This window comes from Plantactinospora veratri (genome assembly GCF_036421995.1).
Taxonomy (GTDB): domain Bacteria; phylum Actinomycetota; class Actinomycetes; order Mycobacteriales; family Micromonosporaceae; genus Plantactinospora; species Plantactinospora veratri.
In genome coordinates this window covers 188562-201924 of the sequence record NZ_JAZGQL010000020.1, presented here as the reverse complement: position 1 = coordinate 201924, position 13363 = coordinate 188562, and the positions used below count along the sequence as shown (strand labels likewise).

Below are 13363 nucleotides of genomic sequence, written 5' to 3'. Positions count from 1 at the left end.
TCATCCATGGCATTTCGCTCCTCGAAGCCGGCACAATCGGAGCGGAAGGGGCGGCAGATCTCCGCCGCCCAACAGCTATTGATCACATAACTGCCATCGATCGACATCATATGATCGCGATGTCGATCGACAACAGAGATCGTAACCGTACGTATTCTCTCAAATAGCCCCTGTTGTATCGTCGGCGGTCAGCCTATGCTCGCCCTCTGGACGGCGCACAACCGCCGGCCAACAGGCGACAAAAAGATCGACTGGCAATACCACACCGAGAATCTAGATCGACTCACCCGAATGTGGATGCAGCGGCGCCGGGCCCGGTCAGGGGTCTCCGGGGCGGAGCGGCCGTGCCCACGTCCCGACCGAAGCCACCGGCGGGAGCGACCGGTCGAACCTGCTCAGGTGAGCGATCAGCGGCGGAGCAGGAGGAGGCACCGTTGCGAACCCGGCAACCGGCGTACCTCTGGAGCGCCCTGCTCGCGGTGGCACTGCTCGTCGGCGGCGCAGGCTGCGGCAACCGGCCGGGCAGCGCCGACCCGCGCGGCGGCGACGCCGAGCCGGCCGCCAGCGCCGACCCCCGGGCCGCCGAGGCGGAGAAATCCGCCCTCGCCGCCTATGCAGGTTATCTGGCCGCCGTCCGAAAAGCGGAGCAGTCCGGCGACCCACTCGATCCGCAACTGCGGAAATATCTCGCCGATCCACTACTGACCCGGGTCAGGCTCACCATTCGCGACGCGAAGGAGCACGGCGCGATGCGCACCGGAAAGCTCGTCTCCAATCCGTCGGTCACCGCGGTCGACCTCGACTCCGACCCGGCCACCGTCTCGATCCAGGACTGCATCGACGCCACCGGCTACCGGCTGGTCTACAAGAAGGACAAGAAGGTGGTCCCGGGCTCGACCAGCGGCCGGCACCTCGCGACCGCGACCGCCACCCGCTATCCCGACGGCCGCTGGCTGATCAACGTCGGCGCGGCGCACCAGGACCAGCCGTGCTGACCCGGCGAGGGCTGCCGAGGGGTGCGGTCGGGGTGTCGGCCCGGCGGTCGCTGGCGACCGGTGCCGTGGCCGTGCTGGCCCTGGCCGCCGCGCTGGTGCTGCCCGCCGGTCCTGCCGGGGCCGACCCGGTCGCGGAGTGCCCGCCCGGGCAGGACAACTGCGACGTCTGGCAGAACCTGCCGGGCGACCCGGGCGACGACGACGGCGGCGGTTCGGGCTCCGGTGACGGCGGCGGCTCCGGCGGCGGCGACCGGGTCTGCGAGAAGGACGACGGCACCGAGGTGCCCTGCTACGACGACGTGCTCGGCTGGTTCAACAGCGTCGACGACTGCTACTACAAGCGGGCCGAGCCGCAGCCGCCGAACATCGAGGCAGGAAAGACGGCCTACCTGCGAACGTGCAGCGCGGCGGGGAGTTCCCAAGTGGTGGAGCTGACCGACCCGCCGACCGGGTTCGCGCCGCCGGACCCCGAGCAGATGGCCCTGGACCTCTTCGCCAGCCTGACGCTGGACCCGCCGGAGATCCGGACCGCGCCGAGCGACGCCCCCGGCCTGGTCGGCGTACCGGTCTGGCTGCACGACGCGTCGAGTTGGGAGGGCGAGGAGGCGACCGCGACCGAGGGCGAGGTGACGGTCTGGATCGAGGCGATCCCGACGAAGATCGTCTGGCGGATGGGCAACGGCGAGACGGTGGAGTGCGACTCGGCCGGCATCCCGTTCAAGGCCGGCACCCACGACCCGCGCCAGCCACCCCGGGCGGCCTGCGCGTACGCCGGCTATCCGCGGGCGAGCGGCACCGAGCCGGGTGGGCGGTACGAGATCACCGCCGTCAAGCACTGGCGAGTGCCGTGGGGCAGCAGCACCGGTGAGGGCGACCAGGACGCACTCACCGCCGAACGCTCCGACACGACCTCGATCCGCATCGACGAACTCCAGGTGGTGACGAGGTGACCGTGGCGACCAGTCCGACCACAGGGGCCCCGATCGACGCGCCGATCACCCCGCCCCGGATCGTCCGGCAGCGCCGGATGCGACCCGGGCTGCTCGGCCTCGCCGTGTTGCTGATCGCGCTCGGCGGGCTCGGCTCCGCATTCGCGATCACCTCCGTACGGGCCACCGGCAGCTACCTCGCGGTCGCCCGGGCCGTACCCGTCGGCACCGCGCTCAGCGCCGACGACCTGGTGGCGGTCCAGGTGGCCGGCGGTCAGGGCCTCGAACCGGTGGCCGCCGACCGGATCGCCGAGGTGCTCGGCAAACGGGCCACCGTGACGCTGACCCCGGGCACCCTGCTGACCATGGCGCAGCTCACCGACAAGCCGCTGCTCGGCCCCGGCCAGCAGCAGATCTCGGTCGGGCTGCGCCCCAGCGAGGTACCGGCGAAGCGGCTGCGCCCCGGCGACAAGGTGCTGCTGTTCAGCACCGCCGGTGACGACGCGCGGGCCGCCGCCGCACCGGCGACCCGGTTCCAGGCCACCGTCATCGACATGGCCACCCCGGCCAGCAACTCGGTGGTGCTCTACCTCGCGCTCGCGGCCAAGGACGTACCGGCGGTGGTGGCCCTGGCCACCAGCGACCGGATCGCCGTCGTGCTGAACGCGGCAGCCTGACCGTGGCCATCGTCGCTCTCGTCTCGGCCAAGGGATCTCCCGGGGTCACCACGACCGCCCTCGCCTGCACGCTCACCTGGCACCACCGGGTGGTGCTGGCCGAGTGCGACCCGTCCGGCGGATCGGTGCTGGCCGGCTATCTCGGCGGAGCGCTGCCCGGCCCCCGGGGCATCGGCGAACTGGCCGTCGGCGAACTGCGGGACGGCAACCTCGAAGAGGCGTTCTGGTCGCAGCTCGTCGACCTCGACGCGCCCCGGCGGGAACGGCTGCTGCTGCCCGGGGTGGTCGACCCGGCCCAGGCCGGCAGCGTCGTACCGCTCTGGCAGCGGTTCGCCGACTTCTTCACCGGGCTGGCCCAGGGCCGCCCGGCGTACGACGTGCTGGTCGACTGCGGCCGGCTCCAGGTGGTCGGGCCGCCGTGGCCGCTGCTCCGGGCCGCCGACCTGGTGCTGGTCGTCACCGCCGCCCGGCTGCCGCACCTGTCCAGCACCCAGGCGACGATCCGGACCATCGAGCGGGACTTCGCCGAACACCGGGTACCCGCCGACACGCTGCGCCTGCTGCTGGTCGGTGGGGAGCACGGCCGCGGCGAGGTGGGCAAGGCGCTCCGGCTCCCGGTCATCGCGCAGTTGCCGGACGACCCGCGTACCGCCGAGGTGCTCAGCTACGGCGGGACGGTACGCGCCAACCGGCCGCTGATGCGCGCGGCCAGCGCCCTGGAGGTGCCGGTCCGGGCGGTACTCGACCGGCGCCGGGCCCGGCTCGGCTGGCCGGCCGCGATCGAGGGGGTGTCCGGTGCGATTTGAGCCGGTCTACTCCGACCCGCGTCCCCGGGACCCGGACGCCGCCGCGACCGCCCCGGTCTGGCAGGTCGTCCCGCACAACGGGCACCGGCCGGTACCGCTGCCGAGCGGTGGCCCGACGCCGCCGTACGCGGCGGTGCCGCAGCCGGTGACGCCGCCCGACCCGCCCCGGCCCCGGGTCGACTTCGCGGTGGTCCGGGAACTCCGGCGCGAGTTGAGCGAACGGCTGACCCTGTGGCAGCGCGGCCGGGAGTTCAGCACCGCGGAGGAGGACGTCGAGCGGGCCCGGCTCGCCGTGGCGGTGGTCGCCGAGTACGCCGACTCGACCCGCCGGGCCGGTACCCCGATGTCGGCGGCCGAGGAGCGGATGCTGCTCGACCAGGTCAACGCGGAACTGGTCGGGCTGGGGCGGTTGCAGACCCTGCTGGTCGACAACTCGATCGAGGAGGTGCACATCCTCGGCTGCGACTCGGTGCGGATCACCCGGCGCGGCGGCGGTGTCGACTGGGCCGAGCCGATCGCCGACAGCGACGAGGAGATGGTGGAGATCCTCCAGGCGGCGGCGCGGCGGGCCGGCGCCACCGAGCGGTCGCTCTCCACCTCCAAGCCGACCCTGGACCTGCAACTGCCGGACGGCAGCCGGCTGGCGGCGGTCTTCCTGGTCAGCCACCGCCCGTACGCGGTGATCCGCAAGCACAACACCATCGAGGTGACCCTCGACGACATCTCCGGCGGCCGGGCCGACCTGGACGAGATGCTCGACGTGCTGGTCCGGGACTTCCTCCGGGCGGCGATGCGGGCCGGGCTGAACATCATGGTCGCCGGGCTGGCCGGGGCGGGCAAGACCACCGTGATCCGGGCCATGATGGACGAGATCCCGGCCGACGAGCCGTACGTGCTGCTGGAGGAGAGCCGGGAGCTGCTGCCCGCCCGGCGGGGTCGCAAGCACCGGGCGGTGATGAGCTTCGAGTCCCGGGAGGGGCACGGCGACCGGGGGCCGGACGGCCGGCCGGCGGGTGAGGTGACCATCGCCGACCTGATCCCGGTGGCGCTGCGGATGGGCGTACTCCGGATCATCGTCGGCGAGGTCCGGTCCCGGGAGATCGTGCCGATGCTCCAGGCGATGACCACCAGCCGGGGTTCGATGTGCACCATCCACGCCCGTACCCCGGCCGGGGTCAGCGAGCGGATCATCGAGCTGGCGCTGTCGCACGGCCGGGAGATGACCGTCGAGCAGGCCCGGCGGATGGCCGGCAACGCGCTCGACCTGATCGTCTACGTGACCATCGAGGACGAGACCGCGATCGGTGGTCGAAAGCACCGCTTCGTCTCGCACGTCGAGGAGGTGGTCGGGGTCGGCGAGGGCAACCGGATCACCACGACCACCGTCTTCGGGCCGGGGCCGGACGGCCGGGCGGTCCCCCGGCACCTGCCGGAGCGGGTCCGCGACCAGTTGCTCCGGGTCGGCTACGACGCGCGGCTGCTGACCCGCTACATCGAGGCGGGTACGGGTGCGTGGCGGCGCCCCCGGCACAGTCGACTCGGGCGGCCGGCATGAGACTCCTGGTCTGCCCCGGTGTGTGTGCCCGGGGCTCGGGGGTGGCATCGTGACGCTGCCGTCGAACATCGAGCTGATCGCCGTACTCTCCGGAATCGCCTGCGCGACCGGGCTGGTGCTGGTGGTGGCCGCGCTGGTCGGGACGAAGCGGCCGGCGACGCCACGCCGCGACTCGATGCTGCGTCGACTCTGGCTCGGTCCCGGCACGAGTGCCCGGGAGCGGCGGGCGCACCAGACGCTGCTGGTCGGGGCGATCGTGGCCGGGGCGGTGGCGTTCCTGCTCACCGGGTTGCCGGTGGTCGGCCTGCTGGTCGCCGCCGCGGTGCCGGGCGTGCCGTGGCTGCTCGGCACCGGTCGGGCCGAACGGCGGGCGATCAACCGGATCGAGGCGATCGGCGAGTGGACCCGCCGGCTGAAGGACGTCTCCGGCACCGGCCAGGGCCTCCAGCAGGCGATCATCGGTACGGTCGCGACCGCACCGGACCAGGTCGACGAGGAGGTACGGCTGCTCGCCGCCAGGCTGGCGGCCGGCTGGCAGGGGCGGGCCGCGCTGCTGGCCTTCGCCGAGGAGATCGGTGACCCGGTCTGCGACCAGGTGGTCGCCGCGCTGATCCTGCACCTGACCGACCGGGGCGAGCGGTTGGGTGACGTGCTCGGGGCGATCGCCTCGGCGGCGGCGGCCGAGGTGGTGACCCGGCGTGAGGTGGAGGCGAAGCGGGCGCAACCCCGGTTCGCGGTGCGCTTCCTGACCGGGATGACCCTGCTGGTCCTGGCGTACGGGCTGGTGAACCCGGACTACATGGAGCCGTACGGCACCCCGGACGGGCAGTTGGTGATGGTGCTGCTCGGTGCCGCCTTCGTCGCCCTGCTGGCCTGGGTACGGGCGATGAGCCTGCCGCCCCGGCCGGCCCGGTTCCTCGCCCCGCCGGACCGCGAGGCGGCGCTGAAATGATTCTGAACTGGCACCTGACCTTCGGGGTACTCGGCGGCGCCGCCGTCGGGCTGGGACTGTTCCTGCTGGTCCGGGAGGCGTTGCCGGCGACTCCGGCGCTCGGTCCGGCGCTGCGCCGGCTGCACCAGCCGGCCGGGCTGAGCCGGCCGGCCCGGGCGTCCCGCCGCGACCTCGACTGGCTCGCCGGTGCGGCCCGCTGGCTGCGTCCACCGCACCGGCAGCTCGCGCTGATCGGGCAGTCGCCGGAGCAGTACACGCTGTCGCTGCTGCTCTCCGGGTTGATCGGGCTGGCCACTCCCGCGGTGTCGACAGCGATCCTCTTCCTGGCCGGGATCCGGCTGCCGTTCGTGGTGCCGACCGTCGGTGCGCTCGGCTTCGCGCTGCTCTGCGTGCTGATGGCGCACCGGAGTGTGCTCGTCAAGGCGGAGCGGGCCCGGCGCGAGTTCCGGCAGGCCGTCTGCGCCTATCTGGACCTGGTCGCCCTGCAACTGTCGGCCGCGCACGGTCCGGTACAGGCGCTGGAGCGGGCGGCCGAGGTCTGCGACGGCTGGGTCTTCGAGCGGATCCGGGAGGCGCTGCGGCTGGCCCAGTTGCAGATGCACTCGCCCTGGGACGAGCTGCGCGAGCTGGCCGAGAAGATCGGCATCCCGGAACTCGGCGACGTGGGGGCGATCATGCAGTCCTCCGGCACCGAGGGCGCACAGGTGCACGACTCGCTGCGGGGCCGGGCCGACTCGCTGCGCGACCAGATCCGGACCGACAACCTGGCCCGGGCCGAGGCGGTGACCAGCCGGCTGGACGTGCCGGGCGCGCTGCTGGTCTTCGTACTCGTCGGCTTCGTGCTCTATCCGTTCGTGGCCCGGATCTGACCCCGACCCACCGTTGCCCTGAAGGGAGACCGCAATGTCGATCATCAACTACCTGCACATTGCGTTCGTCGTGCGGATCGCCGAACTGCGCCGTACCGGCGAGGCGGATCGCGGTGACAGCCCGGTCCCGACCGCAGTGATCATCTTTGGTCTGGTGGCTGCGGCCCTGGCCGTCACCGTCGCCGTGTCCCGCAGCGTCACCGACTGGATGGACGCCATTCCGGAGCCGGGCGGTGGCGCCGACACCGGTGGCGACCCCGGACTGCCGCAGGACTGATCCGTGCCAGGACCGCGCGACCGCATCCGGCACCGGCCTCCGGCGACGACCGCCGGGGGCCGGTGGCGCCGGATCGTCGGCGGGCGGCTGGCCGGCGTACAGCGGGACCGGGGTGCCAACCCCGTCGAGCTGGCCGTACTGATGCCGGCCATCCTGATCCTGCTGCTCGCCTCGATCCAGGCCGCCGCCTGGTTCATCGCCCGGGCCACCGCGCTGAACGCCGCCCAGTCGGCGGTGAGCGCGCAGCGCGCCTACCAGGCCGAGCCGGGAGTGGGGCAGCAGCGCGCCGAGGACTTCCTGGAACGGGCCGGCGACTGGCTGGTCGGCTGGGAGGTCACGGTCACCGCCGTGGAGCCGGACGACACGCAGGTCAGCGCCACCGTCACCGGGGAACCGCTCCGGGTGGTGCCGCTGATCTCACTGCCGCCGATCAGCGAGACGGCCTTCGGCACCGTGGAGCGGTTCACCGACGAGGAGGCGCCGTGACCGTGCGGGGCGGCGCGCGGCGGCCGCGGGGGCGCGCCCGGGACCGGGGGTCGGTCTCGGTGGAGACCGCGATCCTCACCCCGGCCTTCCTCGCCCTGGTCGCGCTGGCCGGGGTAGCCGGCCGGACCGCCGTCGCGCACGAGGCGATCGAGGCCGCCGCGCACGACGCCGCCCGGGCCGCCTCGATCTCGCGTACGGCGGGTGACGGGCGGGACGCGGCACGGGCGGCGGTACGGAGCCGGCTCGACGCGGAAAGACTCTCCTGTTCGGACGAGCCGGAGTTGGACTTCGCCGGTACGGTCGACGGCCGGCGGGCCGGCTTCGACGAGGTGTACGTGACCGGCCTCGGCACCGACGCCTCGGTCGTCGTCACGGTCACCTGTGACGTCTCCGTCCAGGACCTGCGGATGCCGCTGCTGCCCGGTGTCCGGAGGTACAGCACCGTCGAGGCGACGTTCGCCTCCCCGCTGGACCGCTACCGTGGCCGGAGCGCCCGGTGAGCGCCCGACGCCCCGCCTCCGGTGACCCGGTCGGGTCGGATCACCAGTTCGGGCCGGACTCGGGGCGGGTCAGCCTCTTCCTCGCGGTCGCGCTGATCGGCGTACTCGCGATCATCGGGCTGGCGTACGACGGGGCCGGCCAGCTCCGCACGATGCAGCGGGCCGACAACCTGGCGGCCGAGGCGGCCCGAGCCGGCGGCCAGGCGATCGACCTCGGGCAGTTGCTCCTCGACGGCACCACCCTGTTGGACCAGCCCGCCGCCCGGACGGCGGTCGGCAACTACCTCGCGAGCGTGGACGGCGTCCAGCGTTGGGACGTCGACTTCGCGGTCGCCGGGGACAACTCCACGCTGACGGTCAACCTCGAACTCGACTACGACACGGTCTTCCTCGACCTGTTCGGTTTCGCCGACAACATCACGGTGCCCGGTACGGCCACCGCGACACTCCTCACCACGACGAACCGCTGAATAGGGGGCATAGCCATGCCTGCATCCCGGGCGGCCCGCCGGGCCGGCCAGTTCTGCACCGGGCTCGGGGCGTTGATCGTCCTGATCGGACTGCTGGTCGGCGCGCCCCTCGCGCTGCTCGCCCTGGCCGGCAATCCGCTGCCGGACCACGTGCCGGGGCTCGACGAGATCGGCACCGCGCTGACCAGCCGGGACGACGGGCAGCTCTTCCTCCGGGCACTGGCGGTCGTCGGCTGGGCCGGCTGGGCCACCTTCGCGCTCTCGGTAGTCGTCGAGATCCCGGCCCGGATCCTGCGCCGCCCGGCGATCCGGCTGCCCGGACTCGGCCGTCAGCAACGCTGGGCCGCGACCCTGGTCGGCTCGGTCGCGCTGGTCCTGGCGGTCAGCCCGGCCGCCACCGCCGCCAGCACGGTCCTCGGACCGACGTCGGCGACAGCAGCCGCCCGACCGGGCCTGGCAGGGCCACCGGAGACGGCCGGGCAGCCGGTCGGCGTCGGGCAGGCGGCGCCCGGGGTGCAGCCAATCAGCGGGGACGGGCCGGCGTCGGGGCCGGCGCCGCACTGGCTGGCGGCGGAACCGGCCTCCGGGCCCGCACCGCAGTGGCTGGCCGGGAAGCCGGAGGAGCAGCCGGAGCCGGTCTACCGGGTGGAGAAGGGCGACTACCTGGGCCACATCGCCGGCCGCTACCTCGGCGACTTCGACCGCTATCCGGAACTGGCCCGGCTCAACGAGATCCGCGACCCGGACCGGATCCGGCCGGGTCAGCTACTGAACCTGCCGCCGGCCGCCGAGGACCGGGGTGCCCGCCAGCACGCCACCGGGCTGGTCGCGACCCCGCCACCGCCCGGCGGCTGGCCGCAGACCGTACCCGCCGACCCGGCGCCGAAGGCCGGGCAACCGGAGGCTGGACAGCCGGAGACACCCCAGCCACCGCCCGGTACGCGGCCGCCGGCCGAGCCGCCGCCCGCGCAGCCCTCCGGTGGTGACGACGACGGCACCAGGTACACGGTCACCGCCTCCCGGGCCGGTGCGGCGGAGGAACTCAACCGCCCGCTCGCGGTCTCCGCGGTGATCGCCGTGGCCAGCATCGTCGGCGCACAGGTCGGTGCGGTCTTCGGACTGCGCACCCGCTCGGGTCGCCGGCCGTCCTTCGGCAACGGTCGACACCGGCAACCCGACTGAACGGGCAGGGACGGCCGGCCCGTGACAGCCATCAGGCGACGGACAGGCCCTATGCGGTGTGCCGGTCGGCCAGGACTCCGACGTGGGCGACGAAGGCTAGCCACGGTTCAGGGCCGAAGGTCAGCGCCGGCCCGGCAGGATCCTTGCTGTCCCGGACCGCCACGACGTTGGGGAGGTTGGCCGCGACCTCTACGCAGGCACCACCGCTGCTGTTGCTCCGGCTGCTCTTCCGCCATTCCGCGTTGGTCAGGTCCACGTCTCCGCCACCTCCGCTATCAACTCGATCGACTGCTGGTGAGGGAGCGCCTCGCCCCGAATCGAGTCCCAGACATCGAGCATATGGTTCACGTAGTCCGCACGGTCGACCATCTGCCCGTGGAAGTGGCCTTCGAAGTACGCGACCGGCTCGCCGACGGGCGGGGTGGCGATGATGAACGGCCCGTCGAGCCCGGCGTACGCGCCGACTCTGGACGGTACGACGTGGATCCGCACCTGAGGCAGGCTGGTACCGACCTTGACCAGGTGCAGGAGCTGTTCACGCATCACCGCAGGGCCGCCGATCGGCCGGCGCAGCGCGGACTCGTCAAGAACGACCGTGAACAGTGGGGGCTTGTCCCGGGTCAGGATCTCCTGTCGGTCCAGCCGGGCGGTCACCTGCTGCTCGACCTCCTCGGTGGTGAGCAGGCCGGTGCTGGACAGCACTGTCCGGGCGTACGCCTCGGTCTGGAGAAGGCCCGGCACGTACGCCGGTTCGAACCAGCGCAGCGCTTTGGCCTCCTGCTCGACTCCCGCCCACTCGCGGAAATACTGCACGATGATCTCTCGGCTGATCCGCTTCTGGATCCGTTCGAACCGCCCGTCTGTGTCGAACAGCCTGTCGCATCGGCGGGCGAAGTCCAGGCTCGGACGCCGCCCGCAGTTCTCCACCTTGGCCACCATCGCCTGGGAATAGTTGATCGCCTCGGCCAGCGCTTCCTGCGACATACCTGCCGCCGACCTGGCGAGCCGCAGTTCCTCAGCGAAGTGTTCGAGCATGGGCGAGCGCTCCATGGAGTCCTCCGAGCGATACGGGTGACATGCGGCCCACGCCGATGCAGAACGCCGTACCGGGAGTGGAGCGCACATATCCGCTGATTCAGACGGATGCAAACCCTGCACAGGCTAGCGCCACGAACTCCGGAAAGAAACGCCTCGATTGCGGAACGTAAGGATCAAGTGTGGACTGTCCTCAGGGCAGGCGGGTCTGTAGTACGCCGCCGACCACCCGGGTGGGCAGGATCTGCTGGTCGGTGCTGGCCGGGCCGTGCACCACCTCGCCGCCGTCGAGTTCGAACATGCTGCCGTGCCAGGGGCACTTCACGCAGGTCCGCCCGTTCTCCTGGACGACCTCGCCGGCACCGAGCGGGCCGCTCTGGTGGGCGCAGCGTTCCAGCATCACCGTGACGTCGTCGCCGTCCCGGTAGACGATGACCGCGATGTCGTCGATCCGGCGGGTCAGCAGCTCCTTCTCCGGCAGCGCGGACATGTCGGCCAACGCGTGCCAGCCGTCCTCGATCCGGCGCAGGTCCGGCACCCCCTGGTTGACGTTGGCCGCCTGCTTGTAGGCGAGGTGTCCGCCGATGAACCCGCCGCTGCCGGCTGCGGCCAGGCCCAGGTAGCCGAGGGTACGGCCGAGGCCGGGCCGGCCGGAGAGTCGGGCGGCCAGCGAGCCGGCGTACATCGCGATGGCGACGCCGTTGGCGAGCGCGTGCACCAGGCCCACCCGCTGCTGCTCCCGGGAGAGCGCACCCCAGTCGTTCCAGCCGGAGATCGCGGTCGGCACCGCGACGGCCGTGCCGACCGCCACCAGGGTGGTGGCGGCCCGCCGCTGGTTCGGCATCAGGTCCAGGACCGCCGTACTTATCCAGGCACCGAGCGGCACCTGCACCAGCGCCGGGTGCAGCGGATGCCCGATCGGCACCCCGTGCAGGAGGTCGCGCAGCCACTGCGGCCGGATCGCCGCAGCGACGATCCGCTGCATGCGTTCCGCCGTCTGGTCCAGGCCGGTCGCCTGCTCTAGTTTCAGGATCGCTCGCACCGACCCGGACTACCCGGCGCGAGGCCGGACAAACCTCGCGGCCCGACGGTGCGGGCCGTTATCACCCGGCCGGGTTACCCGGGCGTCCTCCGGGTAGACCGGCCGACATGCGGATCGCGATCACCGGAGCCACCGGCAACGTCGGTACGGCGTTGCTGCGCCGGCTGGCCCGCGAGTCGGACATCGAGGTGATCGGCATCGCCCGGCGCTGCCCGCCGCCGGACGCCGGCCCGCCGTACGACCGGGTACGGTGGCACTCCGCCGACCTGGGTGACCCCGGCTGCCTGCACTCGCTCGCCGAACGGCTCGCCGGGGTGGACGCGGTGGTGCACCTGGCCTGGCAGGTCCAGCCCGGTCATCACCGGGCGCGGCTGCGCCAGACCAACATCAACGGCAGCCGGCACGTCGTCAACGCGATGCTGGCGGCCGGGGTGCCGAAGCTGGTGTACGCCTCGTCGGTCGGCACGTACGCCCCCGGGCCGAAGGACCGGCGGGTCGACGAGACCTGGCCGGTCACCGGCGTCGGACGCTCCGGTTACAGCGTCGACAAGGCGGCCGTGGAGGCGATGCTCGCCGACGCCGAGCGGGACTATCCGATACTCCGGGTCACCCGGTTACGCACCGCGCTGGTGCTTCAGCACGACGCGGGCGCCGAGGTCACCCGGTACTTCCTCGGCCGGTTCGCCCCGGTCTCGCTGCTCCGCTCGGGGCGGCTGCCGGTGGTGCCGAGACACCGGCGGCTCCGGGTCCAGGTGGTGCACGCGGACGACGCCGCCGAGGCGTACCTGCGGGCGTTGCGCAGTGACCGGACCGGCGCGTTCAACATCGCCGCCGAGCCGGTGGTCGACGGGCCGCTGGTCGCGGCGGAGCTTGGCGGCTGGGCGGTGCCGCTGCCGCTGGCTCTGCTCCGGCTGCTGGCCCGGGCCGCCTGGTGGACCCGGCTGGTGCCGGTGGACGAGGGCTGGCTGGAGATGGGTGCGGCGGTACCGCTGCTGGACTGCTCGCGGGCCGAGCGGGAGTGGGGTTGGCGACCCCGGCGGGACGCCCGGGACGCGCTGCGGGACCTGCTCGCCGGGATCGCCGCCGGCTCGGGGACGACCAGCCCGCCGCTGCGGCCGACGGAACGGTTCGCCGGCCGCCAGGCGGCCTGACGTGGCAGGGTCGAGCCTCATGGAGGGCCTCATGGACCGGAATCGGGTGCAGGACTGGATCGTCGGCTACGAGCGGGCCTGGCGTGCCCCGGGCACCGAACCACTCTCCGCGCTCTTCACCCCCGACGCGAGCTACTCACCGGGGCCGTACCAGCGGCCGGTGGTCGGCCTGCGCGACATCGGCGAGATGTGGGAGGCCGAGCGGGAGGGTCCGGACGAGGAGTTCGAGATGACCAGCGAGATCGTCGCGGTGGACGGCGACGTCGGGGTGGCCCGGATCCAGGTCCGGTACGGCAACGGCGAGGAGTTCCGGGACCTCTGGATCATGACCTTCGCCGGGGACGGCCGGTGTGCGGCGTTCGAGGAGTGGCCCTTCTCGCCGCCCTCCTGACCAGCCGGCACCGGCCGCCCCGGCACGTCACCCGGGGACGTTGTTC

At 72.8% G+C, this 13363-nt stretch carries 17 protein-coding genes; 14 read left to right on the top strand and 3 right to left on the bottom strand.

Annotated elements, in window-relative coordinates:
• Nucleotides 1-434 precede the first annotated feature (434 nt).
• The 12 genes from V1634_RS24600 to V1634_RS24545 all read left to right on the top strand — a co-directional run bounded on the left by V1634_RS24600 (nucleotide 435) and on the right by V1634_RS24545 (nucleotide 9698).
• On the top strand, nucleotides 435-995 hold the full coding sequence (locus V1634_RS24600; RefSeq protein WP_331210239.1) for a hypothetical protein: 561 nt from the start codon (nucleotides 435-437) through the stop codon (nucleotides 993-995).
• The gene (locus V1634_RS24595) at nucleotides 989-1945 is read left to right on the top strand and encodes a hypothetical protein (protein WP_331210238.1); all 957 of its coding nucleotides are present in this window, start codon (nucleotides 989-991) and stop codon (nucleotides 1943-1945) included. The genes V1634_RS24600 and V1634_RS24595 overlap by 7 nt, the downstream gene beginning before the upstream one ends.
• A complete protein-coding gene (locus tag V1634_RS24590) occupies nucleotides 1942-2601 on the top strand; it encodes an SAF domain-containing protein (protein ID WP_331210237.1) in 660 nt (219 codons plus the stop codon). Before V1634_RS24595 ends, V1634_RS24590 begins: the two co-directional genes overlap by 4 nt.
• Nucleotides 2602-2603: 2 nt before the next feature.
• Complete coding sequence (locus V1634_RS24585; RefSeq protein ID WP_331210236.1) at nucleotides 2604-3407, top strand: ParA family protein; 804 nt, start codon at nucleotides 2604-2606, stop codon at nucleotides 3405-3407.
• Entirely contained in the window at nucleotides 3397-4962 is a 1566-nt protein-coding gene (locus V1634_RS24580) for a CpaF family protein (protein WP_331210235.1), read from the top strand. Before V1634_RS24585 ends, V1634_RS24580 begins: the two co-directional genes overlap by 11 nt.
• A gap of 55 nt (nucleotides 4963-5017) precedes the next feature.
• On the top strand, nucleotides 5018-5914 hold the full coding sequence (locus tag V1634_RS24575; RefSeq protein ID WP_331210283.1) for a type II secretion system F family protein: 897 nt from the start codon (nucleotides 5018-5020) through the stop codon (nucleotides 5912-5914).
• A complete protein-coding gene (locus tag V1634_RS24570) occupies nucleotides 5914-6783 on the top strand; it encodes a type II secretion system F family protein (protein WP_331210282.1) in 870 nt (289 codons plus the stop codon). The genes V1634_RS24575 and V1634_RS24570 overlap by 1 nt, the downstream gene beginning before the upstream one ends.
• Nucleotides 6784-6817: 34 nt before the next feature.
• Nucleotides 6818-7060, top strand: a complete 243-nt coding sequence (locus V1634_RS24565) for a hypothetical protein (protein ID WP_331210234.1) — start codon at nucleotides 6818-6820, stop codon at nucleotides 7058-7060.
• 72 nt (nucleotides 7061-7132) lie between these two features.
• A complete protein-coding gene (locus tag V1634_RS24560) occupies nucleotides 7133-7546 on the top strand; it encodes a TadE/TadG family type IV pilus assembly protein (RefSeq protein WP_331210281.1) in 414 nt (137 codons plus the stop codon).
• Between the two features lie 2 nt (nucleotides 7547-7548).
• Entirely contained in the window at nucleotides 7549-8046 is a 498-nt protein-coding gene (locus V1634_RS24555) for a TadE/TadG family type IV pilus assembly protein (protein WP_407951845.1), read from the top strand.
• Nucleotides 8043-8516 carry a pilus assembly protein TadG-related protein gene (locus V1634_RS24550; RefSeq protein ID WP_331210232.1) on the top strand — a complete coding sequence of 158 codons (474 nt, stop codon included), beginning with the start codon at nucleotides 8043-8045 and terminating at the stop codon, nucleotides 8514-8516. The genes V1634_RS24555 and V1634_RS24550 overlap by 4 nt, the downstream gene beginning before the upstream one ends.
• Nucleotides 8517-8531: 15 nt before the next feature.
• Nucleotides 8532-9698, top strand: coding sequence for a LysM peptidoglycan-binding domain-containing protein (locus tag V1634_RS24545; RefSeq protein ID WP_331210231.1), 1167 nt, complete (start codon nucleotides 8532-8534; stop codon nucleotides 9696-9698).
• Between the two features lie 49 nt (nucleotides 9699-9747).
• Here the strand turns inward: V1634_RS24545 and V1634_RS24540 are convergent, their stop codons facing one another.
• The 3 genes from V1634_RS24540 to V1634_RS24530 form a co-directional block, all read right to left on the bottom strand.
• Nucleotides 9748-9954: a DUF397 domain-containing protein gene (locus tag V1634_RS24540; RefSeq protein WP_331210230.1), complete on the bottom strand. Its 207-nt coding sequence runs from the start codon at nucleotides 9952-9954 to the stop codon at nucleotides 9748-9750.
• Nucleotides 9945-10748 (bottom strand): helix-turn-helix domain-containing protein, encoded by an 804-nt coding sequence (locus tag V1634_RS24535; protein WP_107264428.1) that lies wholly within the window; start codon nucleotides 10746-10748, stop codon nucleotides 9945-9947. The genes V1634_RS24540 and V1634_RS24535 overlap by 10 nt, the downstream gene beginning before the upstream one ends.
• Nucleotides 10749-10926: 178 nt before the next feature.
• Entirely contained in the window at nucleotides 10927-11775 is an 849-nt protein-coding gene (locus V1634_RS24530; protein ID WP_331210229.1) for a Rieske 2Fe-2S domain-containing protein, read from the bottom strand.
• Nucleotides 11776-11882: 107 nt separating this feature from the next.
• Between V1634_RS24530 and V1634_RS24525 the strand changes: the two genes are divergently transcribed.
• Nucleotides 11883-12926 carry an NAD-dependent epimerase/dehydratase family protein gene (locus V1634_RS24525; RefSeq protein WP_331210228.1) on the top strand — a complete coding sequence of 348 codons (1044 nt, stop codon included), beginning with the start codon at nucleotides 11883-11885 and terminating at the stop codon, nucleotides 12924-12926.
• 31 nt (nucleotides 12927-12957) lie between these two features.
• A complete protein-coding gene (locus V1634_RS24520; protein WP_331210227.1) occupies nucleotides 12958-13317 on the top strand; it encodes a nuclear transport factor 2 family protein in 360 nt (119 codons plus the stop codon).
• Nucleotides 13318-13363: the final 46 nt, after the last annotated feature.

Excerpts from the sequence above, each read along its gene's own strand:
- V1634_RS24565 (WP_331210234.1), top strand. The coding sequence starts at position 6,818 with ATGTCGATCATCAACTACCTGCACATTGCGTTCGTCGTGCGGATCGCC.
- V1634_RS24545 (WP_331210231.1), top strand. The coding sequence starts at position 8,532 with ATGCCTGCATCCCGGGCGGCCCGCCGGGCCGGCCAGTTCTGCACCGGG.
- V1634_RS24535 (WP_107264428.1), bottom strand. The coding sequence starts at position 10,748 with ATGGAGCGCTCGCCCATGCTCGAACACTTCGCTGAGGAACTGCGGCTC.
- V1634_RS24525 (WP_331210228.1), top strand. The coding sequence starts at position 11,883 with ATGCGGATCGCGATCACCGGAGCCACCGGCAACGTCGGTACGGCGTTG.
- V1634_RS24520 (WP_331210227.1), top strand. The coding sequence starts at position 12,958 with ATGGACCGGAATCGGGTGCAGGACTGGATCGTCGGCTACGAGCGGGCC.